22 protein-coding genes and 2 pseudogenes are annotated in these 23,291 nt (G+C 62.8%); 10 read left to right on the forward strand and 14 right to left on the reverse strand.

Translation table 11 applies throughout. The features are described from left to right. Window positions 1-14 precede the first annotated feature (14 nt). From lon to clpP, 3 genes are all read right to left on the reverse strand, one after another. Complete coding sequence (gene lon / locus FJV80_RS08640) at window positions 15-2,426, reverse strand: endopeptidase La (RefSeq protein ID WP_027046751.1); 2,412 nt, start codon at window positions 2,424-2,426, stop codon at window positions 15-17. Between the two features lie 273 nt (window positions 2,427-2,699). After that, on the reverse strand, window positions 2,700-3,974 hold the full coding sequence (gene clpX, locus FJV80_RS08645) for an ATP-dependent Clp protease ATP-binding subunit ClpX (RefSeq protein WP_010915651.1): 1,275 nt from the start codon (window positions 3,972-3,974) through the stop codon (window positions 2,700-2,702). Window positions 3,975-4,269: 295 nt separating this feature from the next. Next, entirely contained in the window at window positions 4,270-4,899 is a 630-nt protein-coding gene (gene clpP, locus FJV80_RS08650; RefSeq protein ID WP_095770397.1) for an ATP-dependent Clp endopeptidase proteolytic subunit ClpP, read from the reverse strand. A 338-nt stretch (window positions 4,900-5,237) separates the two neighbouring features. Between clpP and FJV80_RS08655 the strand changes: the two genes are divergently transcribed. Both FJV80_RS08655 and FJV80_RS08660 read left to right on the forward strand, forming a co-directional pair. Further along, on the forward strand, window positions 5,238-5,828 hold the full coding sequence (locus tag FJV80_RS08655; RefSeq protein WP_142876121.1) for a hypothetical protein: 591 nt from the start codon (window positions 5,238-5,240) through the stop codon (window positions 5,826-5,828). Window positions 5,829-5,939: 111 nt separating this feature from the next. Continuing rightward, the gene (locus FJV80_RS08660) at window positions 5,940-7,319 is read left to right on the forward strand and encodes a pyridoxal-dependent decarboxylase (RefSeq protein ID WP_142876122.1); all 1,380 of its coding nucleotides are present in this window, start codon (window positions 5,940-5,942) and stop codon (window positions 7,317-7,319) included. A gap of 29 nt (window positions 7,320-7,348) precedes the next feature. On the opposite strand, the gene FJV80_RS08665 is transcribed toward FJV80_RS08660, so the two are convergent. Continuing rightward, on the reverse strand, window positions 7,349-8,452 hold the full coding sequence (locus FJV80_RS08665) for an FAD-dependent oxidoreductase (RefSeq protein WP_142876123.1): 1,104 nt from the start codon (window positions 8,450-8,452) through the stop codon (window positions 7,349-7,351). 102 nt (window positions 8,453-8,554) lie between these two features. Between FJV80_RS08665 and FJV80_RS08670 the strand changes: the two genes are divergently transcribed. Next, the gene (locus tag FJV80_RS08670) at window positions 8,555-9,805 is read left to right on the forward strand and encodes a cytochrome P450 (protein ID WP_142876124.1); all 1,251 of its coding nucleotides are present in this window, start codon (window positions 8,555-8,557) and stop codon (window positions 9,803-9,805) included. A 178-nt stretch (window positions 9,806-9,983) separates the two neighbouring features. On the opposite strand, the gene FJV80_RS08675 is transcribed toward FJV80_RS08670, so the two are convergent. The 6 genes from FJV80_RS08675 to FJV80_RS08700 all read right to left on the reverse strand — a co-directional run bounded on the left by FJV80_RS08675 (window position 9,984) and on the right by FJV80_RS08700 (window position 14,322). Continuing rightward, on the reverse strand, window positions 9,984-10,328 hold the full coding sequence (locus tag FJV80_RS08675) for a cupin domain-containing protein (protein WP_179295890.1): 345 nt from the start codon (window positions 10,326-10,328) through the stop codon (window positions 9,984-9,986). Between the two features lie 6 nt (window positions 10,329-10,334). Beyond that, entirely contained in the window at window positions 10,335-11,615 is a 1,281-nt protein-coding gene (locus tag FJV80_RS08680) for an O-acetylhomoserine aminocarboxypropyltransferase (protein WP_095791579.1), read from the reverse strand. A gap of 160 nt (window positions 11,616-11,775) precedes the next feature. Continuing rightward, complete coding sequence (locus FJV80_RS08685; RefSeq protein WP_142876125.1) at window positions 11,776-12,297, reverse strand: CoA-binding protein; 522 nt, start codon at window positions 12,295-12,297, stop codon at window positions 11,776-11,778. Continuing rightward, window positions 12,294-13,076 (reverse strand): AAA family ATPase, encoded by a 783-nt coding sequence (locus FJV80_RS08690; protein ID WP_142876126.1) that lies wholly within the window; start codon window positions 13,074-13,076, stop codon window positions 12,294-12,296. Before FJV80_RS08690 ends, FJV80_RS08685 begins: the two co-directional genes overlap by 4 nt. Beyond that, window positions 13,076-13,498 (reverse strand): VOC family protein, encoded by a 423-nt coding sequence (locus FJV80_RS08695; RefSeq protein WP_142876152.1) that lies wholly within the window; start codon window positions 13,496-13,498, stop codon window positions 13,076-13,078. Before FJV80_RS08695 ends, FJV80_RS08690 begins: the two co-directional genes overlap by 1 nt. 2 nt (window positions 13,499-13,500) lie before the next feature. Beyond that, the gene (locus FJV80_RS08700; protein ID WP_142876127.1) at window positions 13,501-14,322 is read right to left on the reverse strand and encodes an enoyl-CoA hydratase; all 822 of its coding nucleotides are present in this window, start codon (window positions 14,320-14,322) and stop codon (window positions 13,501-13,503) included. 155 nt (window positions 14,323-14,477) lie between these two features. On the opposite strand from FJV80_RS08700, the gene FJV80_RS08705 reads away from it, so the two are divergent. The 4 genes from FJV80_RS08705 to FJV80_RS08720 all read left to right on the forward strand — a co-directional run bounded on the left by FJV80_RS08705 (window position 14,478) and on the right by FJV80_RS08720 (window position 17,543). Beyond that, the gene (locus tag FJV80_RS08705; protein WP_095770407.1) at window positions 14,478-14,942 is read left to right on the forward strand and encodes a PaaI family thioesterase; all 465 of its coding nucleotides are present in this window, start codon (window positions 14,478-14,480) and stop codon (window positions 14,940-14,942) included. 215 nt (window positions 14,943-15,157) lie between these two features. Then, window positions 15,158-15,622, forward strand: a complete 465-nt coding sequence (gene rplM, locus FJV80_RS08710; protein WP_010915638.1) for a 50S ribosomal protein L13 — start codon at window positions 15,158-15,160, stop codon at window positions 15,620-15,622. 1 nt (window position 15,623) lies between these two features. After that, complete coding sequence (gene rpsI / locus FJV80_RS08715) at window positions 15,624-16,106, forward strand: 30S ribosomal protein S9 (protein WP_027028580.1); 483 nt, start codon at window positions 15,624-15,626, stop codon at window positions 16,104-16,106. A 732-nt stretch (window positions 16,107-16,838) separates the two neighbouring features. Then, the gene (locus FJV80_RS08720; RefSeq protein WP_245317958.1) at window positions 16,839-17,543 is read left to right on the forward strand and encodes a class I SAM-dependent methyltransferase; all 705 of its coding nucleotides are present in this window, start codon (window positions 16,839-16,841) and stop codon (window positions 17,541-17,543) included. A gap of 11 nt (window positions 17,544-17,554) precedes the next feature. On the opposite strand, the pseudogene FJV80_RS08725 reads toward FJV80_RS08720, so the two are convergent. The 4 genes and pseudogenes from FJV80_RS08725 to FJV80_RS08740 all read right to left on the reverse strand — a co-directional run. Further along, a pseudogene (locus FJV80_RS08725) lies at window positions 17,555-17,830 on the reverse strand (hypothetical protein); the annotation flags it as partial. A gap of 12 nt (window positions 17,831-17,842) precedes the next feature. Beyond that, window positions 17,843-17,999 (reverse strand): annotated as a pseudogene (locus FJV80_RS34965) (DNA polymerase III subunit chi); the annotation flags it as partial. Further along, window positions 17,999-19,057 carry a glycerophosphodiester phosphodiesterase family protein gene (locus tag FJV80_RS08735; RefSeq protein ID WP_142876128.1) on the reverse strand — a complete coding sequence of 353 codons (1,059 nt, stop codon included), beginning with the start codon at window positions 19,055-19,057 and terminating at the stop codon, window positions 17,999-18,001. The gene FJV80_RS08735 and the pseudogene FJV80_RS34965, both read right to left, overlap by 1 nt. A 96-nt stretch (window positions 19,058-19,153) precedes the next feature. Continuing rightward, window positions 19,154-20,362, reverse strand: coding sequence for an acyltransferase (locus FJV80_RS08740; RefSeq protein ID WP_142876129.1), 1,209 nt, complete (start codon window positions 20,360-20,362; stop codon window positions 19,154-19,156). A 122-nt stretch (window positions 20,363-20,484) separates the two neighbouring features. On the opposite strand from FJV80_RS08740, the gene speB reads away from it, so the two are divergent. From speB to FJV80_RS08755, 3 genes are read left to right on the forward strand one after another with little or no spacing between them, the layout of a single operon-like run. Beyond that, the gene (gene speB, locus FJV80_RS08745) at window positions 20,485-21,492 is read left to right on the forward strand and encodes an agmatinase (RefSeq protein WP_095770411.1); all 1,008 of its coding nucleotides are present in this window, start codon (window positions 20,485-20,487) and stop codon (window positions 21,490-21,492) included. 30 nt (window positions 21,493-21,522) lie between these two features. Continuing rightward, a complete protein-coding gene (gene argC, locus FJV80_RS08750; RefSeq protein WP_142876130.1) occupies window positions 21,523-22,449 on the forward strand; it encodes an N-acetyl-gamma-glutamyl-phosphate reductase in 927 nt (308 codons plus the stop codon). Beyond that, entirely contained in the window at window positions 22,446-23,288 is an 843-nt protein-coding gene (locus FJV80_RS08755; RefSeq protein WP_210251481.1) for an aminoglycoside phosphotransferase family protein, read from the forward strand. Before argC ends, FJV80_RS08755 begins: the two co-directional genes overlap by 4 nt. Window positions 23,289-23,291: the final 3 nt, after the last annotated feature.

Consider the following 23,291-nt stretch of genomic DNA (forward strand, 5'->3'; position numbering starts at 1 on the left):
ACCTTAGAAGGAATCTAATGTGCAAGCGACTTTCCAGCATCGTCGGCACTGTCGGTCGTGGCCGGCGGATTGACCGGTTCGACCCATTCGATCGGCTCCGGCATACGCACCAGTGCGTGGCGCAACACCTCGCCGACGCGCGAGACCGGAATGATCTCCATGCCGTTCTTCACATTGTCCGGAATCTCCGCCAGATCCTTGGCATTGTCTTCCGGGATCAGCACCTTCTTGATGCCGCCGCGCAGAGCGGCGAGCAGCTTCTCCTTGAGGCCGCCGATCGGCAAGATGCGGCCGCGAAGCGTTATCTCGCCAGTCATCGCCACATCGGCCCGGACCGGAATGCCCGTCAGCACCGACACAATGGCTGTAGCCATGGCAGCACCCGCGGACGGACCATCCTTCGGCGTGGCGCCTTCCGGCAAGTGCACGTGGATGTCGCGCTTGTCGAACAGCGGCGGCTCGATGCCGAAATCGAGAGCTCTTGAGCGGACATAGGAGGCCGCCGCCGAGATCGATTCCTTCATCACGTCGCGCAGATTGCCGGTCACCGTCATGCGGCCCTTGCCGGGCATCATGACACCTTCGACCGTCAGCAATTCGCCGCCGACTTCCGTCCAGGCAAGACCGGTGACGACACCGACCTGATCGTCGGCCTCGACCTGACCGAAGCGATAGCGCTGGACACCGAGGTAGTCGGCGAGGTTCGCCGCCGTGATGCTCACCGTCTTCTTCTTCGTCTTCAGGATCTCGGTCACGGCCTTGCGCCCGAGCTTCATCAGCTCGCGCTCCAGGCTTCTGACACCCGCTTCACGCGTGTAGGTCTGGATGATGGCACGGATCGCATCCTCGCCGACGGAGAACTCCTTCGGCTGCAGCGCGTGATCGCGGATCACCTTCGGCATCAGGTGCCGCTTGGCGATCTCGATCTTTTCGTCCTCGGTGTAGCCGGCGATACGGATGATCTCCATGCGGTCCATCAAGGGCGCAGGGATGTTCAGCGTATTGGCCGTCGTCACGAACATCACGCTCGACAGGTCGTATTCGACCTCGAGGTAATGGTCCATGAACGTCGAGTTCTGTTCGGGATCGAGCACCTCGAGCAGCGCCGACGACGGATCACCACGGAAGTCCTGGCCCATCTTGTCGATCTCGTCGAGCAGGAAGAGCGGGTTGGACTTCTTCGCCTTCTTCATCGACTGGATGACCTTGCCGGGCATCGAACCGATATAGGTGCGCCGATGGCCACGGATCTCGGCTTCGTCACGCACGCCGCCGAGCGCCATGCGGATGAACTCGCGACCGGTCGCCTTGGCGATCGACTTGCCGAGCGAGGTCTTGCCGACGCCGGGAGGGCCGACGAGGCACAGGATCGGCCCCTTCAGCTTCTTCTGGCGGCTCTGCACGGCCAGATACTCGACGATGCGGTCCTTGACCTTGTCGAGACCGAAGTGATCGGTGTCGAGCACGTTCTGGGCGTAGGCCAGGTCCTGCTTGACCTTGGAGTTCTTGCCCCACGGGATCGACAGCAGCCAATCGAGGTAGTTTCGCACGACGGTCGATTCCGCCGACATCGGCGACATCGTCCGCAGCTTCTTCAACTCGGCTTCCGCTTTTTCGCGGGCCTCCTTGGAGAGCTTGGTCTTCTTGATGCGCGCCTCGATCTCGGCGGCCTCGTCGCGGCCGTCCTCGCCCTCGCCGAGCTCCTTCTGGATCGCCTTCATCTGCTCGTTGAGGTAGTATTCGCGCTGCGTCTTCTCCATCTGGCGCTTGACGCGCGAACGGATGCGCTTCTCCACCTGCAGGACGGAGATTTCGGCTTCCATGAAGCCCATCGCCTTTTCCAGCCGCTCCTTGACCGAGAGCGTGGCCAGCATTTCCTGCTTTTCAGGGATCTTGATGGCGAGATGCGAGGCAACCGTATCGGCGAGCTTGGAATAGTCGTCGATCTGGCTGGCGGCACCCACCACTTCAGGCGAGATCTTCTTGTTCAGCTTGACGTAGTTCTCGAAGTCAGTGACGACCGAGCGGGCCAGCGCCTCAACCTCGACCTCCTCCTCTTCCGGCTCGACCAACGCGGTGGCGCGGGCCTCGTGGAAATCGGGACGGTCGGTGAACGAAACGATCTTGGCACGCGAAGCACCTTCGACCAGGACCTTGACGGTGCCGTCGGGCAGCTTCAGCAATTGCAGCACATTGGCGAGCGTGCCGATGTCGAAGATCGCATCGGGCTCGGGATCGTCATCGGCAGCATTCATCTGGGTGGCAAGCAGGATCTGCTTTTCCTGACCCATCACCTCTTCCAGCGCCTTGATCGACTTTTCGCGCCCGACAAAGAGCGGAACGATCATGTGCGGGAACACCACGATGTCGCGCAGTGGGAGGACTGCGAAGACGCCGTCGCTGGGAGCCTTGGATATTTTGGCCATTGTCCAACCTTTCATGTCGCGGTCGCCATCAGGCCAACCGCGAATCTTATATTAACGACCGGGGATCGTTCCGCCTACCACCGTTTGTGACGGGAGTTTTACAGCACAGAAATCGGGCACCTCGGCCTTCTCGTGTTAGGTGGATGCAGGCAGGGCAAAGATCAAGAGTTAACATCGCCTGCAATCCACTCCATCACTGAGGTCGCGTTCCCTACACAGCAAAACGGCGCCGCGACGGCGCCGTTCCACAAAAATATGCGGCGACGTGCCATGTCAGGCGCTGACGTTGCCCTTCTTTTCCTTCTGTTCGGAGTAGATGTAGAGCGGCCGGGCGCTGCCGGTCACCACTTCTTCCGAAATCACCACTTCGCGCACGCCTTCGAGCGCGGGCAGTTCGAACATGGTGTCGAGCAGGATCGCTTCCATGATCGAACGCAGGCCGCGCGCGCCGGTCTTGCGCTCGATAGCGCGCTTGGCGATCGCCGACAGCGCGTTCTCGTGGAAGGTCAGGTCGACATTTTCCATCTCGAACAGCCGCTGGTACTGCTTGACCAGCGCGTTCTTCGGCTCGGTCAGGATCTGGATCAGCGCCGGCTCGTCGAGGTCCTCCAGCGTCGCCAGAACGGGCAGACGGCCGACGAATTCCGGAATGAGGCCGAACTTCAGCAGATCCTCGGGCTCGACCTGGCGGAAGATGTCACCGGTGCGGCGGTCCTCCGGCGAGGCGACCGTGGCGCCGAAACCGATCGAGGTCTTGCGGCCGCGATCCGAGATGATCTTGTCCAGGCCGGCAAAGGCGCCACCGCAGATGAACAGGATGTTGGCGGTGTCGACCTGCAGGAATTCCTGCTGCGGATGCTTGCGGCCGCCCTGCGGCGGCACGGAAGCGACGGTGCCTTCCATGATCTTCAGCAGCGCCTGCTGCACGCCCTCGCCCGACACGTCGCGGGTTATCGAGGGATTGTCGGACTTGCGCGAAATCTTGTCGATCTCGTCGATGTAGACGATGCCGCGCTGGGCCCGCTCGACATTGTAGTCGGCCGACTGCAGGAGCTTCAGGATGATGTTCTCGACGTCCTCGCCGACATAACCGGCTTCGGTCAGCGTCGTGGCGTCGGCCATGGTGAAGGGCACGTCGATGATGCGGGCCAGCGTCTGCGCGAGCAGCGTCTTGCCGCAACCGGTCGGGCCGATCAGCAGGATGTTGGATTTGGCCAGCTCGACATCGTTGTTCTTGCCGGCATGCGCGAGGCGCTTGTAGTGGTTGTGGACGGCCACCGACAGCACGCGCTTGGCGTAGGGCTGGCCGATGACATAGTCGTCGAGAACCTTGAGGATCTCCTGCGGTGTCGGCACGCCCTCGCGCGACTTCACCATCGAGGTCTTGTTCTCCTCGCGGATGATGTCCATGCAGAGTTCGACGCATTCGTCGCAGATGAAGACCGTCGGGCCGGCGATCAGCTTGCGCACCTCATGCTGGCTTTTGCCGCAAAACGAGCAATAAAGCGTGTTCTTCGAGTCACCGCTGTTGTTGCCGACCTTGCTCATTTTCCTGTCCTTTCATCGCCGCCCGCCGATGGTCTGGCTGAAAGGGCGCATACTCTATTTATCGCGGGAATCCGCCGCCGCCAGTGTCCCGGCTCCCGCAACGTATTCCGTACGAAACACAAATCAGAAAACGTGGCAATGATTCGCAGCAACCCCACACAAAGCTAAGCCGTCGAAAATCAACATAGCCTTAACGTAGGCAATCCCGACCGTCGAGGGAACAGCCAATTGTGGCCGAAATGCCGCAAGACGCGCCAAAAGCGCGTGATGGTGTCATCCAACTGCCACCAAGCCCTTATGCCACGGCGCTTTCAACCGGCTCGCGCGACGAAATGACCTTGTCGATGAGGCCGAAATCCTTGGCTTCGTCGGCGGTCATGAAATGGTCGCGGTCGAGCGTGCGTTCGATCTCCTCGTAGCTCTTGCCGGTGTGCTTGACATAGACCTCGTTGAGACGGCGCTTCAGCTTGACGATATCCATGGCATGGCGCTCGATGTCGGAGGCCTGGCCCTGGAAGCCGCCGGACGGCTGATGAACCATGATGCGGGCGTTCGGCGTGGCGAAGCGCATGTCCTTATGGCCGGCGGTCAAAAGCAGCGAGCCCATCGAGGCCGCCTGGCCGATGCAGAGCGTCGACACGGCCGGCTTGATGAACTGCATGGTGTCGTAGATCGCCATGCCCGAAGTGACCACGCCACCCGGCGAATTGATGTAGAGGTTGATTTCCTTCTTCGGATTTTCGGCTTCGAGGAACAGGAGCTGCGCGCAGACCAGCGTCGCCATGCCGTCCTCGACCGGACCGGTGATGAAAATGATGCGCTCCTTGAGGAGGCGCGAGAAGATGTCGTAGGCCCGCTCGCCGCGATTGGTCTGTTCGACCACCATCGGAACGAGGTTCATGTAGGTTTCGACGGGGTTTTTCATCAGTTATCTCTTATCTCGCGGTGGGATTCCGGCGCCGGGAATGCTGGCAGATCGGGCAGAATCGGTTCTGGATCGTTGTTCCGTAGATAGGATGCCGGCTCATCCTTGTGCAAGGCCGACCCGTCCTAGCCATCTGGGTAAGTCGAATCAAGCTTTACGGCCAAGGATTCGCATCGCTGACGCTTGCGCCGGTCCAGGGCAGACGGTACCGGCCCGCAACGTAGCAGTTTCTTAACCGCGTCACTTAACGAAATGCGCCAAAAACGCTTTTCTGGGCGGCGTCTTTCCCTACAATTCAACGTTGAACTTGTGCCTGCGGTTCAAACAGGGGGAGTGTCATGTTCAGGAGAAGCGCATCCTTCGCCATTGCCGGGCTGGCCATGCTCGGCACGACTTCGCAGACGGCGGCCGGCGGCCGCGCGGTGGAATGCTACGAACCGGTCCGCACGCCTGACCTCTACGACACGGTCTATGAAGACGTGATGGTCAGCCCGCCGGGCCAGCAGGTCGACTACACCCCGCCCATCTACGGCACACGCGAACGCGTGGTGATGACCGTTCCGGCGCAGGTGACCTACGAAATCGTGCCCGCCGTCACCCGCACCGTCTACCACACGGTGGGGGTCGACGACGGCGGCTATTCCTGGGAATGGCGCGTCATCCATGGCCGCAAGGTGCTGTGCAAGGTCTGGCACAAGGCGCGCTACGGGCGCGTCGCCGAGACGGTGGTGATCCAGCCTGAACGTACGCGGCGGGTCGTCATCCCGGCGCAATATGATCGGATCGCCGAGGAAGTCCTGGTGCAGCCGGAGCAAAGGCGCGTCATCGATGTCCCTGCCTCCTACCAGACCGTCGCGCGGCGCGTGCTGGTCCGCGAAGGGTCGTCGGGCTGGCGGCGCGTGCATATTCCGAGGCACTGCCAGGAATAGCTGCCTTCACGCCGATCACGGCCACCAAATAGTTCCTAATGATGAGAGGTTGTTGGATTTCGACCGGAACGATAGCCTGCGCCCCGGCAGCATTTCGGCGGGGCTGAGAACATGCGCGACCTGGAAGTTTCCAATCAAGAACTATCAGATCTTGCGGACGAAGCCATGGGGCTCGCCAAAAGCTATTGGGCGTCTCTTGAGGGGCGTCGGACGTACCCGTTGACCAGCGGCAAACACACGACCGAACTCTTCTCGCGACCTTGGCTCGAGAACGGTCGAGGTCGAGAAGTCTTGCAGGACTTCAAGTCGATCTCGGAGCACGTGCGACCTTCCACAGGCAGATTCTTCGGTTACGTCGTCGGCTCGGGCGAGCCGGTCGGCGCGCTGGGAGAGTTGCTCGCTGCGGCGCTCAATCAGAATGTGACCTCGTGGCGATCGGCGCCGGCGGCGACATCGATCGAACGCGCCGTTGTCGGATGGCTGGCGGAGGCTGTTGGCTGCGCCGGATTTAGCGGCAGCCTGTGCGGCGGCGGCTCGACGGCCAACCTCATGGCCTTGGCGATGGCGAGGGAAGCGAAGTTGCCCGCCAACGAAACAGGTGCACGGCCCTGCGTGGTCTATGCTTCCGAACAAGCGCACATGTCCATTCCCAAGGCCGTCGCTCTGCTCGGCATCGGCAGAAAAAACCTTCGCCTGATCCCTGTCGACGACAAATTCAGAATGCGACCGGATGCTCTCCAGGCAGCAATTGTTGCCGACCGCGAGGCCGGGAACATGCCCATCGCCATCGTGGCCACCGTCGGCACCATCGTCTCCGGCGCGATCGATCGCCTCCCCGAAATTGCGGACATCGCCGGCAGGGAAGCGCTCTGGATGCATGTCGATGGTGCCTATGGAGGACTGGCGGCCCTGGCGGTGCCGGAAAAGTTCCAGGGGTTGTCTTCAGCCGATTCGCTGTCGCTCGATGCGCATAAATGGCTCTATCAGCCACTCGATTGCGGCTGTCTGCTTTATCGCCACCCAGAGATCGCGCGAACGACCTTTTCGCACAGCGACGACTACGTCAGGATACTGAGCGATGACCCTACCGAAGCATTTGCCTTCTTCGAGGAGTCGATCGAACTCTCTCGACGCTTCCGTGCGTTGAAGCTCTGGATGTCGCTGCAGTACCACGGACGCCGCGCCTATCGCGAAGCCATCACGCGCGATCTCCGCCATGCGCAGATGCTCGCCCAGGCAATCGCGTCGCAGCCGGAGCTGGAACAGCTTGCGCCGGTATCGCTAAGCGCCGTCTGTTTCCGCCACCGCTCGAAGGACAACGAAGCCATCCTGCGCCGCGTGATCGCGCGCGGCCGGGTGTATCTGTCGAACGCGACGATCAACGGTCACTTCGCGCTACGGGCGTGTTTCGTCAATCACAGAACGACCCCAGATGATGTGCGGGCGATTGTGTCCGAAGTCATGGCCGCCGCCGACGCGCTCAATCGCTAAGCCGCCGCGAGTCTTCGACCTGGTGCGGTTCAGGCCACCTCCGCCCGGAGCCACGCCTTCAGGCCGGCGATGTCGCCATCGCCAACGGCGACGGCTACGCGCCTGCCGACCGCGGCACCGAACTTGTAGCCATGGCCAGAGCAGGCCGAGACAACAAGGCACTTGCCCTTCGCATGCGCCATGAATTTCTCATCGGCGGTGAAGGTGTAGGCGCAGGTGACCACCTCGGTCACCTCATATTCCTGGATGCGGGCGATCGGCGGCGAAAACAGGTTGCGGATCGCCTCGCCCTCGCCCGGCACAGGCTGACGGTTCCAGTCGGCGTCGCTCGTCGGCACCTTGTGCAGACCTGAGCCGAATTTCATGCCGGCACCGCCGGAGGGCGGAATGACGTAGCCATCGACAGCGCCGCCGACGTCGAGGACGACCGGTGCCGCCTCCCAGGCCGCCTTCAGCTCGGCCGGCGGTTCGACATAGGCAAGGGCTGTTCGATAGGTCTTCAGTTCGCCGCCCAGTTCCGGAAGCAGCTTCAGCACCCAGGCGCCAGCGGCGACGACGACGCGGTCGGCCTGCATGGCTTCGCCGCTTTCGAGCACGATGCGGCCAGTGTCGGAGTCGATCGCGGTCACCTTGCTGTGTTCGTAGACATTGGCGCCGTTGGTACGCAGCCAGGCGGCAAGGCCGGAAGCGATCTTGCGGCAGTGGAGCGCGCCGCCCTCCGGCGAATAATAGGCATAGCGGAACGTGCCCGGCTCGAGGAAAGGCCAGCGCGTGACCGCGGCGTCGGGTTCGAACAGTTCGAACGGAAAATTCCCCTCCTCCAGGCCCTCGCGGTATTCCTCGGCCTCGTCGCCCGGTTCGCGCGAAATGCAGACGAATCCGCGCGCATCGAGGTGGCTTTCGCCGAGATCGGCCCACATCTCGTCCCAGGCCTCATAGGCTTCGGTGATCAGCCGCCCGTAGCCGGTTCCGGTGCGGTAGGCGCGACGGATGATGCGGTGATGGTCGCCGGACGCGGCCAGCGGGTTGGGGATCGGCCCCTGCTCGACGATCGACACGCTGTGGCCGGCCTTGACCAGCGACCATGCCGTGGAGAGACCGGCAATCCCCGCGCCGACAACGATCACGTTCATCCGCTCAGACCTTCCGCGCGCATTGGCTGGCTCAATTCATTGGAGTGCGGGCGCCAACATACGGTCTGGAATGCGGCTGGCAAGCCGCGCTATGGGTCTGGCATGACCAATTCGACACTCCCCTATCTTGCCTTCGATCCAGCCACTCGCCGGCTGCGTCTCGACCCGCACGAGCCGGCTTTCTTCCTGAACCCGTATGTGGCTTACGCCGTCCTGCACGGCGTCTCGAACGCCTTCTTCTGGGAGGAATTCGGCTTCTGGTGCTTTGGCGGCTTCGACGATGTCAACCGGCTGCTGCGCGACCGCCGCTTCGGCCGCCAGAACCCGGCCGGCATTCCCGACAGCCGGGGTGTCGGCCAGGACCGCAGCCATCTCAAGGCGTTCGACGGCATTGAAGCCAACTCCATGCTCGAATTGGAACCGCCCGTGCACACGCGGCTGAGAACCTTGGTCAACCGGGCCTTCGTCTCGCGCCAGGTCGAGCGGCTGCGGCCACGGGTCGAGGCGCTCGCCAACGAATTGATCGACCGCTTTGACCCGGCCGGACCGGTCGACCTTTTGCCTGCCTTCGCTTCTCCCCTGCCGATCACCATCATCGCCGAAATGCTCGGCGTGCCGGTCAAGATGGGCCCGCAACTTCTCGACTGGTCCCATCAAATGGTCGCCATGTACATTCATGGCCGCACGCGCGAGACCGAGGAGACGGCCAACCGCGCCGCGGGTGAATTTGCCGATTTCCTGCGCGGCTACGTCACCGAGCGGCGCAACAATCCCGGCGACGACCTCCTGTCGCTGCTGATTTCGGCACAGGAGGACGGCCAGAGGCTGTCCGAGGACGAAATGGTGTCCTCGGCAATCCTGCTGCTCAATGCCGGCCATGAAGCGACCGTGCATCAGACCGGCAACGCGGTGCGCTCGATCCTGGCGCAAGGCGGCGATCCCAGCCGCTTCTTCACCTCGGCGGAAGCGACCGCCGCAACTGTCGAGGAATGCCTTCGCTTCGACGCGCCGCTGCATATGTTCACGCGCTACGCCTACCAGGAAATCGAGATTGCACCCGGCATCATCGTGCAGCCGGGCCAGACCATCGGGCTTTTGCTCGGCATGGCCAATCATGATCCGCACGCTTTTGCCGAACCGCAGGCCTTCCGGCCGGACCGGAGCGACCAGAAGAACGTGTCCTTCGGCGCCGGCATCCATTTCTGCATCGGCGCGCCGCTGGCCCGGCTCGAACTGCAGGTGTCGTTGAGGACTTTGTTCGAGCGGCACCCGCGGTTGCATCTTGCCGAAACCCCGCGCTTCCGCGACACTTACCACTTCCATGGGCTGGAAACGCTCGCCGTCGGCTTCTGAACGATCGCGGGCGAGACTGTTTTGGAGACCGGCGACGGCGTTCGCATTGGCGTAGCTGTGCGCCTGGCTGGGGACCACAGCACTCGCCCACGCCGATATCGAAGTCCAGGACGCCAATCTGCTGACGGCGCATGACAAAGCGTCGGAAGCCTGCCCCAGCCAGTTTCCGGCGAAGTGATCACAGCTTGATTACATACTCCTTGCGAGTCGTTTCAAGCACTTCCCAGCTGCCCTTGAAGCCCGGCCTCAGCACGAAACTGTCACCGGCCTTGACGGTGCGCGCTTCGCCCCCGTCTTCCGAGATCACCGAAACGCCGGACAGGATGTGGCAGAACTCCCATTCGTCATAGACGATACGCCATTTGCCGGGGGTCGCTTCCCAGATGCCCGCATAGAGGCCGCCGTCCCGCTCCTCGACGTTCCAGGTGCGGAATTTTGGATCGCCCGAGATCAGGCGATCCGGCGCGGGCGCGCCGGATTCGGGTTCGACGCTCTTGGTGTCGACCGAAAGGAAAGCGGCCATCAGCAATCAGACCTTGGCGAGTGCCTGTTCGAGGTCGGCGACGATATCAGTGACATCCTCGATGCCGATCGAAAGCCGCACGGTGTCCGGGCCGGCGCCGGCCTTGACCTTCTGCTCGTCGGAAAGCTGGCGGTGCGTGGTCGACGCCGGATGGATGACCAGCGACTTGGTGTCGCCGACATTGGCCAGGTGCGAGAACAGTTCCAGCGCCTCGACGAATTTGACCCCAGCCTCGTAGCCGCCCTTGAGGCCGAAGGTGAACACGGCGCCTGCGCCGAGCGGCGAGTATTTCTTCTGCAGCGCATTGTTCTTGTCGCTGGGCAGGCCGGGATAATTCACCCAGGCGACCTTGGGGTGGTTGGACAGCCAGCCGGCAACCGTGACCGCATTGTCGCAATGACGCTGCATGCGCAGCGGCAAGGTCTCCAGGCCGGTCAGGATAAGGAAGGCGTTGAAGGGCGAGATCGCCGGGCCGAGGTCGCGCAGGCCAAGCACGCGCGCGGCGATGGCGAAGGCGAAATTGCCGAAAGTTTCGTGCAGGACGAGGCCGCCATATTCGGGGCGCGGTTCCGACAGCATCGGATATTTGCCCGACTTCGACCAGTCGAAGGTGCCACCATCGACAATGACGCCGCCGATCGAATTGCCGTGGCCGCCGATGAACTTGGTCAGCGAATGCACGACGATATCGGCGCCGTGCTCGATCGGACGGATCAGATAGGGCGAGGCCAGCGTGTTGTCGACGATCAGCGGCAGACCGTGCCTGCGGGCGATGTCGCCGATCTTCTCGATGTCGACGAAAGTGCCGCCAGGATTGGCCAGGCTCTCGATGAAGATCGCCTTGGTCCTGTCGTCGATCTGGCTTTCGAAGGTCGAGATGTCGTTGGTGTCGGCCCAACGGACTTCCCAGCCGTAATTCTTGAAGGCATGGCCGAACTGGTTGATCGAACCGCCATAGAGCCTTGTTGCGGCGACGAAATTGTCGCCCGGCTGCATCAGATTGTGGAACACGATGACCTGCGCGGCGTGGCCGGATGCGACTGCAAGGGCAGCAGTGCCACCCTCGAGTGCCGCAACGCGCTCTTCAAGCACGGCCTGCGTCGGGTTCATGATACGGGTATAGATGTTGCCAAACGCCTTCAGGCCGAACAGGGACGCGGCGTGGTCGGCATCATCGAAGACGAAGGAGGTCGTCTGGTAGATCGGCGTGGCGCGCGCGCCGGTGGCCGGATCGGGCTTGGCGCCGGCATGGACGGCGAGCGTGTTGAAACCGGGCGTACGGGTCACTTAAAACCTCCCTCAAGAACTTCTCAGAATTCGCTGGGCATTCTTGGCGAAGCCCGGCTCGGAATGCAAAGAAGAAAATACCCTTCGGCGTGGGACCTTCGACCAAGCCGCAGGAAAATACGACGCCAGCCGGAATAATTTTGCGCTTCTCGCCCGCGGCCTATTTCTGGCGCACGCCGAAACTCTGAAACCCCTGGCGCATCAGTGGTTTTTTGGACGACAGCACGCCGGAATTGACGCCGGTCCAGCCGATCTCGCCGGAGAGCTTGCCGTATTCGATCTTCGGACAGCGGTTCATCACCACCTTGATGCCGGCCGCTTCGGCGCGAGCGGCGGCCTCGTCATGGCGCACACCGAGCTGCATCCAGACGACTTTCGGCAAGGGATCGAGCCGCAACACCTCGTCGACAATGCCCGGCACCGCGGTCGCGGCGCGGAAGATGTCGACCATATCGATCGGCTCCGGAATATCGGCCAGCCTGGCATAGGTCGTCCGGGCGAGAATTTCCTTTCCGGCCTGGCCAGGATTGACCGGAAACACCGAAAAGCCCTTGGCCAGCAGGTATTTCAGGACGAAATAGCTCGGCCTGACGTCATTGGCCGACGCGCCGACCATAGCGATGGTCTTCACCGAATTGAGGATGCCGGCGATGTAGGTGTTGTCGTAGCTATCGTGATTCATGCCTCGTCCTCATACAACGCCTCGGCGAGAAAACCATCCGGGTCGTTGCTGAAATCGCGCAACAGGCGGAAGTGGTCCGTATCACGAAAGTCGGCGGGCTCGAGCCCGAACCGGCTGATGCGGAACAGCCGCGCGCCGGGACAAGCCATCAACAATGGCGAGTGCGTCGCCATGATCACCTGCGCGGTGCCGGATTGGTCCATGCGCCGCAGCATCTTCAGCAGTTCGATCTGGCGCGACGGGGAAAGGGCGCTTTCCGGCTCGTCGAGAATGTAGATGCCTTGCCTGCGGCAGCGTTCCTCGAAGAAACGGATAAACCCCTCGCCATGCGACCAGGACAGGAAATCCGGCGGCGGTGGCTTGAACGGGTCTTCCAGAGCCGCCTGGTCGAGGTAACGAGCCACCGAATAGAAGGATTCAGCGCGAAAGAACCAGCCGGCGGTTACCTTCGGCAGCCAGTGGCCGCGCAAAGTGTCTGCCAATGCCGCGCCGCTCTTGTCGATGGCACCGGAATGGTCAACAGGCCTGTACCCCTTGCCGCCGCCGGCCTCGTCATAGCCGGCCAAAGCACCAATCGCTTCCAGCAGCGTCGATTTGCCGGTGCCGTTCTCGCCGACGATGATGGTGATCGGCGTGGTGAATTCGAGTTCGAATTCGCGGCCGCGAAACAGCGGCAGGTTCCAGGGGTACTTGTCCCAGTCGGACACTCGCTGTTTATCGAGCAGGACACGCTTGAGGTATGGCGCCTTGAGCCGCGTCAGCTGTTTGCGATAGGCCATCAAGCAGGCAGCGAAATCGTGCCGTCCGCCGCGATCGGAAAGGCCGGATTGCATGCGACTTCCCAGACATGCCCGTCCGCATCGGCGAAATAGCCGTACCAGCCACCCCAGAAGGCGCGGCCTGCCGGCTTGACGATGCGGCCGCCGGCCTTTTCCGCCGTGGCGAGCAACTCGTCGACTTCGACGTCGGAGCGGGTGTTGTAGGCGAGGTAGACGGCGGACGGCGCCTTGGCGAATACGATGCCGGAATCCGCCTCGGCGCTGGCGCGCGGGAACAGGCCGAGAATGACGCCACCCATCTGGAAGAAGGCGACACCGTCGGTGATGCCGGCATGCCGTTTCAGCCCCATGGTTTCGTAGAAGCGCACGGCGCGGTCGAGGTCATCCGTTGCAATCGTGACGATGGAGATGCGCGGCTCCACGGCTACTCGTCCGTCCATTCCGGCTTGCGCTTGCCGATGAAGGCTCCGATGCCTTCTTCCGCGTCGCGCGCCAGCATGTTCTCGACCATGACGCGGCCGGTACAGGCATAGGCGTCCGCCAGGCCCATTTCGGCCTGCGCGTAAAAGGCCTCCTTGCCGGTCTTGACCACCAAAGATGATTTGGAAGCAATGGTTTGCGCGTATTTGCTGACGATCTGATTCAGGTATTCGCGCGGCACGACACGGTTGACCAGGCCGAATTCCTTGGCGGTTGCCGCGTCGATCGTCTCGCCGGTCAACAGCATCTCCATCGCCTGCTTGCGCGAGACGTTGCGCGACAGAGCCACCATAGGCGTCGAGCAGAACAGGCCGATATTGACGCCCGGTGTGCAGAAGGTCGCCTCATTCGAGGCGATCGCCAGGTCGCAACTGGCGACAAGCTGCAGGCCGGCGGCGGTCGCCAGGCCGTCGACTTCGGCGATGACCGGCACGGGATGGCGCACGATAGCCTGCATCAGTTGGGCGCAAGCGGCGAATGTCTCTTCGAAGAAAGCCTTGCCGCGATCGGCATCGGCGCGGCGCGCAGTCATTTCCTTGAGATCATGGCCGGCGCAGAACACCTTTCCGGCCGCCGACAGGATGATGACACGAACCGCCTTGTCGGCCTTGGCGCGGTCGAGTTCGGCCGTCAGCGCCGCCATCACCACGAGCGACAAAGCGTTGGCTGGCGGATTGGCGAGCGTGAGGCGCAGCACGCCCTTGTCCAGCCTGGTCGTGACCGGCCCTTCGACAGCGACAGGCTTGATGGCAAGGATTTCGGCCATGGCTAAGGTCTCCGCGATTCCGGTCGGGCTTATGGACTATCTAATATCGGATTGGCCTTCGTCCAACACCCATCGCTTACGCCAGAAGGCCGAAGGTGTTGCCAGCAATGCCTTGCCGCGCTCATACAGGCTTGGCGTAAAAGCGAGAGACCGACATGCCTGCCCAGACCAATCTCAAGCCGGTGCTGACCGCAGCTCAAGTCAATGTGCTGATGGAAACCGTCTATCCTCAGCTCAACGACCAGTTCAAATATTATGAGGCCATCGACGTTTTCCCAGGCGGCTGCACCGTACGGCTCAATGCCGGCGAGCGGCATTTGCGTCCCGGCGGCACGGTATCCGGTCCGTCGCTGTTCACGCTGGCCGACATTGGCGGCTATGTATGCGTGCTTTCCCATGCCGGGCCGGATGCGCTGTCGGTTACGATCAACCTCGACATCAACTTCGTGCGCAAGGCCGAGGCCGGGCCGATCGATGGCCATTGCCGGATCCTAAAGCTCGGAAAGAGCCTGATGGTGTTCGACATCGACATCGTCGCCGGCCCGGAGGGACAAACAATCGCGCACGCCACGGGCACCTATTCGATCCCGCCGAAGCGCACCGGCGATGTGGTAAAATAATACCTTTTTACTATGCCATTGTTTTTACTGCTGTTTCTTCGCTAGATGGCTTTTTGATCGACTTGACGCGCAATTCCCCCTCACCTATAAGCCGTCACGAAGCAGCGGCCCGCAAAGGCCGCCGTTTTGTTATTGGCGGCGGGCAAGCGCCTCATCGCCAATCCAAGCAACAAGAAACGCCTTCTCTTTGAAGGTCAAAACCGAGAGCAGAAAACATGACAACCTTTTCGCAGAAGCCTGCGGATGTGGTGAAGAAGTGGATCCTGATCGACGCCGAGGGTCTCGTCGTCGGCCGTCTCGCCACTGTCATCGCCAATCATCTTCGCGGCAAGCACAAGCCGACCTTCACCCCGCATGTCGACGACGGCGACAATGTCATCGTCATCAATGCCGACAAGGTGGTGTTCACCGGCAAGAAGTTCACCGACAAGGTCTATTACTGGCACACCGGCCACCCCGGTGGCATCAAGGAGCGCACCGCGCGCCAGCTGCTCGAGGGCCGTTTCCCCGAGCGTGTCGTCGAGAAGGCCGTTGAGCGCATGGTCCCGCGTGGTCCGCTCGGCCGTCGCCAGATGAAGAACCTGCGCGTCTATGCAGGCGCCGAGCATCCGCATGTCGCCCAGCAGCCAGAAGTCCTCGACGTGGCCAAGCTGAATTCCAAGAACAAGAAGGTCGCATAAGATGGCTGAGCTTTCCTCGCTCGCAGAACTGGGCGCCGCCACGGGCAACACCAATACCCAGCCGGCAGCCCCCGTCCACGTCCAGAAGCTCGACAAGTCGGGCCGCGCCTATGCCACCGGCAAGCGCAAGAACGCCATTGCGCGCGTCTGGGTGAAGCCGGGTTCCGGCAAGATCGTCGTCAACGACAAGGAATTCGCGACCTATTTCGCGCGTCCGGTCCTGCAGATGATCCTCAACCAGCCGATCATCGCTTCCAACCGTTCGGGCCAGTACGACATCGTCGCCACCGTCGTCGGCGGCGGCCTCTCCGGCCAGGCCGGTGCGGTGCGTCACGGCATCTCCAAGGCGCTGACCTACTACGAGCCGGCGCTGCGCGCCGTGCTCAAGAAGGGCGGCTTCCTGACCCGCGACAGCCGCGTCGTCGAGCGCAAGAAGTACGGCAAGGCGAAGGCCCGCCGCAGCTTCCAGTTCTCGAAGCGCTAAGCGCTCCGCAGTTTGGACAATCGAAAAGGCCGCCTCCGGGCGGCCTTTTTGCGTTGCGCATCCCTATCCTGCGGAATGGTCCGCGTTGCGGATGAACAGGGAACGCGCAGAGCGCCGCGCCGGCCACCGCAAGCGCCGAGGCGAGGAAGGCAATCTGCATGCCCTGGATCGTGCCCAACCCCAAAGGCGGAGCCGAACAGCGCGACACCAATCGCCCCACCTGACTGGCGCACGGTATTGAGCACGCCCGAGGCTGTTCCCGACATCGCCGTCGGCACGGACGACAGCAGCGCCGTGGTCATGGCGGGCACGGCGAGACCAATGGCGACCGGCAGGGACAGCAGCCCTCACAGACGGCGCCGGTCAGCGAAAACAGCGTCAGCACGACAAGCCCTTGCCCAGTCCAGTCGATCGGCGGCTTCCCGGCAATTCGCGCCGCCTCATGCCCCCTCCCCAATAGCATATGACAACACTGTAGCCGTCCGGGCGCGGCATTCGATAGATGCAAGCCGTGTTGCACATCCGGAAAATGTCAGGCTCGGCAAATTTGCTGAGGCCCGTCGCGCGCGGCGCGGCACCATGCTACGAAACGGGACCGGCCTTTTCGGTCCAAAGGATATTTGGATAGGTAGTTCTTAGGGAAGGTCGCAGATGTCACCCGAACCGATCAAATTCACCGACGGCGCGGCTTACGAGCGCTTCATGGCTCCCTGGAGCCGATCCGCCGGGGCTTTGTTCCTCGACTGGCTGGCGCCGGGCTCCGGACGGGCCTGGGTTGATGTCGGTGCCGGCAACGGCGCGTTCACTGAGCTCATTCTAGCGAAGTCCGCCCCTTCGTCCGTTTGCGCGATCGATCCCTCCGACGCACAGATTGCGACTGCTCGGCAAAAAATCTCGGCAAAGCAGGTCGAGCTGTTGATTGGCGATGCGATGGCCCTTCCCTACGACGCCAACCGCTTCGACGTCGCTGTGATGGCGCTGGTGCTGTTCTTCGTCCCCGACCCGCGCAAGGGCGCCTCGGAAATGCTCCGCGTCACCAAGCCCGGCGGCATTGTCGCGTCCTACACCTGGGACGTCATGCGCGGCGGCACCCCTACGCAGCATTTGTGGGAGGAGATGGACGCGATGGGCAAACCGGCCGCACGTCCGCCGAGCGCGGAGGTCTCGCGTTTCGCGGCGCTGAAGGCGCTTTGGGCGGAGCTCGGCATCCGCGATGTCGAGACGCGCGAGCTTGTCGTCGAGCGCGCCTTCGCTGACTTCGACGATTATTGGCTATCCATGGTCGTGAGCAGCCCGAGCGGAATCGTCGGGAAGCTGTCGGATGCGGAGAGCGCGGAGCTGAAACGCCGACTAAAGGACAGACTGCCGGCAAGCGCCACGGGAGCGATCACGGTTCACGCCTGGTCGACGGCGATCAAGGGGCGAAAGGCCGCTTAATGCGCGGCGCCTTACGTCGCCGCTTTCTTCTTCCTTCTTCGCCTTCGGCTTGCCGGCTTCGATGCGACCGGCGCTTCCAGCGTGCCCTAGATCGAGGACAGGCGGCCGGACGTGAACGTGTAGATGCCCGCACGCCGGCCGGTCGTCCAGGTGACCACAGCGACGCGCCGGCCGGCACCGTCACAGGAGAGATTGACGTTCGAGGGCGCGCCGATGCCGCGCACCACGTCGCATTCGATGTGGCCGAGCCCGACCGTGCCGCCCATGGCCGCGGGCGCCGTCGTCGATGTAAACGACCGCTAATTCCGCCGCTGCCACCGGCCCCGTTCGTCGGCCTGCCAATAGGTGAACCTCAAATCCGCGCGTCTTGCAATCCGTCCAGGTGCTGCGGGCCAAGGCAAGTGCGTCCGGATCGCCGCCGTTGAACAGCAGCACCATGCGCTCGTAGCTCTGGCTCAATTGATGCTGGCGGTCGCGGCAGGCTCGAGGCGTTCGCCCGTCCCGGCATAAGGCACGCGATAGCCGTTCGCCGCCAGCCAGGCGATGGCCGCTTTCGGTTCGTCGGTCTGGATGATGGTGGCGCCACGATCGGCCCAGAAGCCCCAGGCTTCGCGTGGCAGGCTGGCCTGGACCGCCAATTCGTCGCCACGGCCGCCAGCGAGGAAGCCACCCGGCTTGTTGACGATGGCATAGGTGTCGGCCCAGATGTGCCAGTTGCCCCGCACCGCGGCCGCGCGCATGCGGGTGCTGAACAGCGGTCCACCGGTTTCGGTCAGCGTCTCGGCGCCGGCCCGCCAGTTGATCAGCTCGATCGCGCGCGGCGAGAAGGCGTGGTCGACCGTCCCGGCGAAACCGGCGTCATGGACCGCGTCATCGGCGATGATCGGCATGAACTGGACGCCGCCGCCGATCGCGGCCATGGCCGCCTTCACCGTGGCAATCCTGGTCTGGTTCCAGAGATTCTCCTTGACGATGACCTGGTCGGCCATGCCGAGATCGCGCGCCACCGCGATCATGCCCGGGAGGTCACCGACTTCGAGCTTGTTGTCGAGATTGATGAGGATCCTGTCCCTGGCCGCCAGCAGCATCTCGCGCAGCGTCGAAACCCTCTCGTCGGTGACGGCGCGGGTGCCCTCGATCACCAAGCGGCAGGTCTTCAGTTCGGCCAGCGTGTATTTCGCCACCTCGCCCCTGCAGGTCGTGGTGCGCTCGAGCCAGCTGTCATGCATGACGACGAACTCACCGTCCTTCGAGCGCCTGATGTCGACCTCGACAATCTCGGCGCCCATGGCGATCGAGCCCTCGACGGCGGCGAGCGAATTTTCCGCATAGAGCGTCTTGCCGGCCTGCATGCTGCCGGCGCGGTGCGCGGCGATCATGACGTGGTCGCGCCACTGGTTGGCATGCTCGAAGCGGTCGAGAATCTGCCTGGCGCGGGTTTCGCTGGCCAACGCCTGACCAGAGGAAGCCGCAAGTGCCGCGGAAAGCAGAAGACTCAGACAGATGGTCCGCATCCAGAATCGCTCCTTGCCGGATCGAAGCCGGGATAGGCGATGCCCGTGACATCTGGGTGAACGAAGCCGGCTAGCAGATTCTCAGGAAAGGTGGCGTCAGATGCGTTTCGAGAGCCGGCGGAACCTTGTCATCGCCGGAATTTCGATGAAGCGCCAAGTGATCCACGATGCGGCGATGGTGGCGACGAGCATGACGACGATTGCCACCGTTCCGGCCCAGCCGGTGCCGAAGCCCGTCGCCGGCGACCCGCGCAGCATGATGTCGCCGACGAGGCCGAGGCCAAGCTTGTGCTCGACGAGCCCGGCAACGTTGATCAGGCGCGCCTGCACGAAGATGTGGACCATGTAGATGGAATAGGACAGCGCGCCGAGCGTCAGCATGAACGGCGCCCGCAGCAAGGCGGAAATCCAGCCGCCCTCATGGGCAAAGAGAAACAGCGCCAGCGCGAACACCAGGGGTGCCGCGATGCCGAAATCATTGCTGCCCGCCAGTGAGACGAAAAGCACGATGACCGCCACCATGACGATTTCGGCAAGGGTCCAGCTCAGCCGCGGGCCGCTTCTGGCGAGGAGCTGTCGCGCCCCTGCAATGGAATCATGCTGAAACCAGGCCAGTAAGGCCCCGAGCGAGAAGCCGTAGAGGCAGCGGATGAAGCCGAAATCGTAGGATACATCCATATGATGTATGGAGAAGCCAAGCAGAAAAAGCGGCGCGGTGATGGCGGCGGCGACAAGCCATATCCAGGCACGCGCGCCGGCGATGAAGACCACGCCGGCGAACAGCAGGTAGGCGAAGAACTCCGCCGAAATGCTCCAGCTTGGCGCATTCCAGGTCAGGTGATCCTCGAAGCCCATCCCTTGCAGCAGGAGCAGATTGGCAAGCAGGCTCTTCAAATCGAAACCGCCGGTGAAGGGGGCAGCGCCGGTGCCATGCAGTTGCGGCAGCATCAGGCGCAGCAGTTCGAAGCCCGCAAAGGCGGCGAGCATGATGAGATGCAGCGGATAGATGCGGCCGAACCGCACCAGCGCGAACCGGGCGACCTCTGCCGGCTGGCCCAGCCGATCGGCATAGCTGCCGGCGATGACAAAGCCGGAAAGGACGAAGAAGAAATCGACGAAAAGATAGGACGAACCGATGAAGGCGCTCTGCGAGATCGCGGAAGCGGTCGGGAAATGAAACAGCGCCACAAGCAGCGCGCAGATGCCGCGCCACGAATCGAGAACCTGGAAGCGCTCGCCGGCTATCGTACCGGCATGGGTCGACACCACGGCATCGGACGGATTAAGAAACGCGGCCTGCGTCATGATGATACAAATCCTGTCTTGCCGTGGCACCCGGGCGGCGCCGTTTCGTCTCCCCAGGCCGTGACTGGCATCTTCCATGCCGGTTCTGTAGTTGTTGCACCCGATGAAAACGAGGACCAGTAATGGCGACCAAGAACATCGACCATGCCTTCACCGCCCGCTCCAAAACGGGTGGCGCCCTTGAGCCGACCTATTCCGGCGCGCTGTCGTTCATGCGGCGCAAATACACCAAGGACGTGAAGGGCGCGGACGCAGTGGTATGGGGCATTCCCTTCGACGCCGCCGTCACCAACCGGCCCGGCGCCCGTTTCGGGCCGCAGGCGATTCGCCGCGCATCGGCGATCCTCGACAATGACCCGCAATATCCATTTTCGCGCGATCTGTTCGAACATCTCGCGGTCGTCGATTACGGCGACTGCCTGCTCGACTCCGGCAATCACCAGAAAACGCCGGGCACGATCGAGCGCGAAGCGGCGAAGATCCTGAAATCAGGCGCCTTTCTTTTGACGCTGGGCGGCGACCATTTCGTCACCTGGCCGCTCCTCAAGGCACATGCCGCCATCCACGGACCGCTCGCTTTGGTGCAGTTCGACGCGCATCAGGATACCTGGGAGGATGACGGCAAACGCATCGACCACGGATCCTTTGTCGGCCGTGCGGTCAAGGAAGGCATCATCGATCCGGACCGTTCAATCCAGATCGGCATCCGCACCCACGCCCCTGATACGTTCGGCATCAAGATCCTCTACGGCCACGAAATCGAGGAGATGCGCGCCTCCGACATCGCCTACGCCATCGTCGACCGCACCGGCGGCAAGAAGACCTACCTCACCTTCGACATCGACTGCCTCGACCCGGCCTATGCGCCCGGAACCGGCACGCCGGTGGCCGGCGGACCGTCCTCGGCGAAGATCCTGTCGACGCTGCGCCAGCTCAACCAGGTCGATATTGTCGGCGCCGATGTCGTGGAGGTTGCGCCGGCCTACGATCACGCCGATATAACGGCGATCGCCGGCTCGATGGTGGCCATGCAGTATCTCGGCCTGCTGGCCGAACGAAAGGCACGGCAGGATGAGATGAACAACGGCAATCACAACGGTGCCGCGGTGAATCACGGTAACGGCATATAGTCTCGGAATATCAGGGAATTTGATCAGGTCATGAAACCGAAAATCTTCATCGACGGCGAGCACGGTACCACCGGCCTCCAGATCCGGGCGCTGCTTGCCGAGCGAGGCGACCTGGAGATCATTTCAATCCCCACCGAGCGCCGCAAGGAAACGGCGGCGCGCGCCGAATTCCTCAATGCCGCCGATATCGCGATCCTGTGCCTGCCGGACGATGCGGCGAAGGAGAGCGTCTCGCTGATCGCCAACGACACCACCAAGGTCATCGATGCGTCGACCGCGCATCGTGTCGCCGAAGGCTGGGCCTATGGCTTCGCCGAGATGGACAAGGATCAGGCGAAAACCATCGCCACGGCCAAGCGCGTCGCCAATCCCGGCTGCTGGCCGCAGGGACCGATCGCCACGCTGAGGCCACTGGTCACATCAGGCCTGCTGCCGGCGGATTTCCCCATCACCGTCAACGGCATTTCCGGCTATTCGGGCGGCGGACGCCCGATGATCGAGGACTATGTCGCCAAGGGCGAGGACGCCTCGGAGTTCCAGCCCTATGGCCTGACCCTGCAGCACAAACACGTGCCGGAACTGCGGGCCTATGCAAAACTATCACATGACCCGATCATGCAGCCGGCGGTCGGCAATTTCGCCCAAGGCATGATCACAGTGGTGCCGCTGCAACTGGGCGGCCTCGAGCATGTGCCGACAGGCGCGGAGCTTCATGCCGCCATTGCCGACCATTTCGCCGCCATCAAGGGCGGCGTGGTCGAGGTGGCGCCGTATGCACATCTGGAGCGCATGCCGGAGATCGATCCCGAGATATACAACGGCACCAACCGCATGAAGGTCTACGTCTTTGCCAACGACAAACGCGCGCAGGCGCTGCTGCTGGCGGTCTATGACAATCTCGGCAAGGGTGCCTCGGGTGCAGCCGTCCAGAACATGGACCTGATGCTCGGCCTTTGATGGACGCACCAGCCTTTCCGGCGCGCTGGAAAGTCAGCGCGCCGGACCTCATTGCCGAAACCTTTTCGAGCCGTATCTGGAAGGTTGTTCGCGACGACGGCTCGCCGGCCGTCGTCAAGGCGCTCAAGCCTTTCGACGATGTCGCCGACGAGCTGCGCGGCGAGCATTTCCTCGCCTGGCGGCGCGGCGAAGGCGCGGTGCGCCTGCTTGGCCGCGACGGCCACCGCATATTGCTCGAATATGGCGGCGACACCCTGCTTACGCGGGTTCTCGATGAACAGGGCGACAATGCCGCGACCGCGATCGCGGCCGAGGTGATGACGAAACTGTTTTCACCATCGCAACACCCTTACCCGCCCGAGTTGCAGCCGCTCAGGGAGAGGTACGCCAGCCTGTTCAGGAAAGCCGCAACCGACAAAGACGCGGGTCATGCCAGCATCTATGTCGAGGCTGCGTCGACCGCCGGACGGCTGCTGGATAATCCGCACGATATCAGGCCCTTGCATGGCGATCTCCACCACGACAACATCCTGCACGGGCCGCGCGGCTGGCTGGTGATCGATCCGAAAGGTGTGCTCGGCGATCCCGGCTTCGACGCCGCCAACATGTTCTACAACCCGCTCGACCGGGACGATCTTTGCCTCGATCCGGAGCGGATCGCGCATATGGCCGAAGTCTTTGCCAGGACACTGGGCCGGGCACCGCCAGCCATCCTCGACCACGCCATCGCCTGTGGTTGCCTGTCGGCCGCGTGGCACCGCGAGGACGACAATGCGGTCGAGGAGAACCGCGAACTGTCGATCGCCGGGACGCTCCGGGCAGTGCGGCTCACCTTCTGAGCG

Origin of the sequence: Mesorhizobium sp. WSM4310, assembly GCF_007003935.1 — a bacterium.
Taxonomy (GTDB): Bacteria; Pseudomonadota; Alphaproteobacteria; order Rhizobiales; family Rhizobiaceae; genus Mesorhizobium.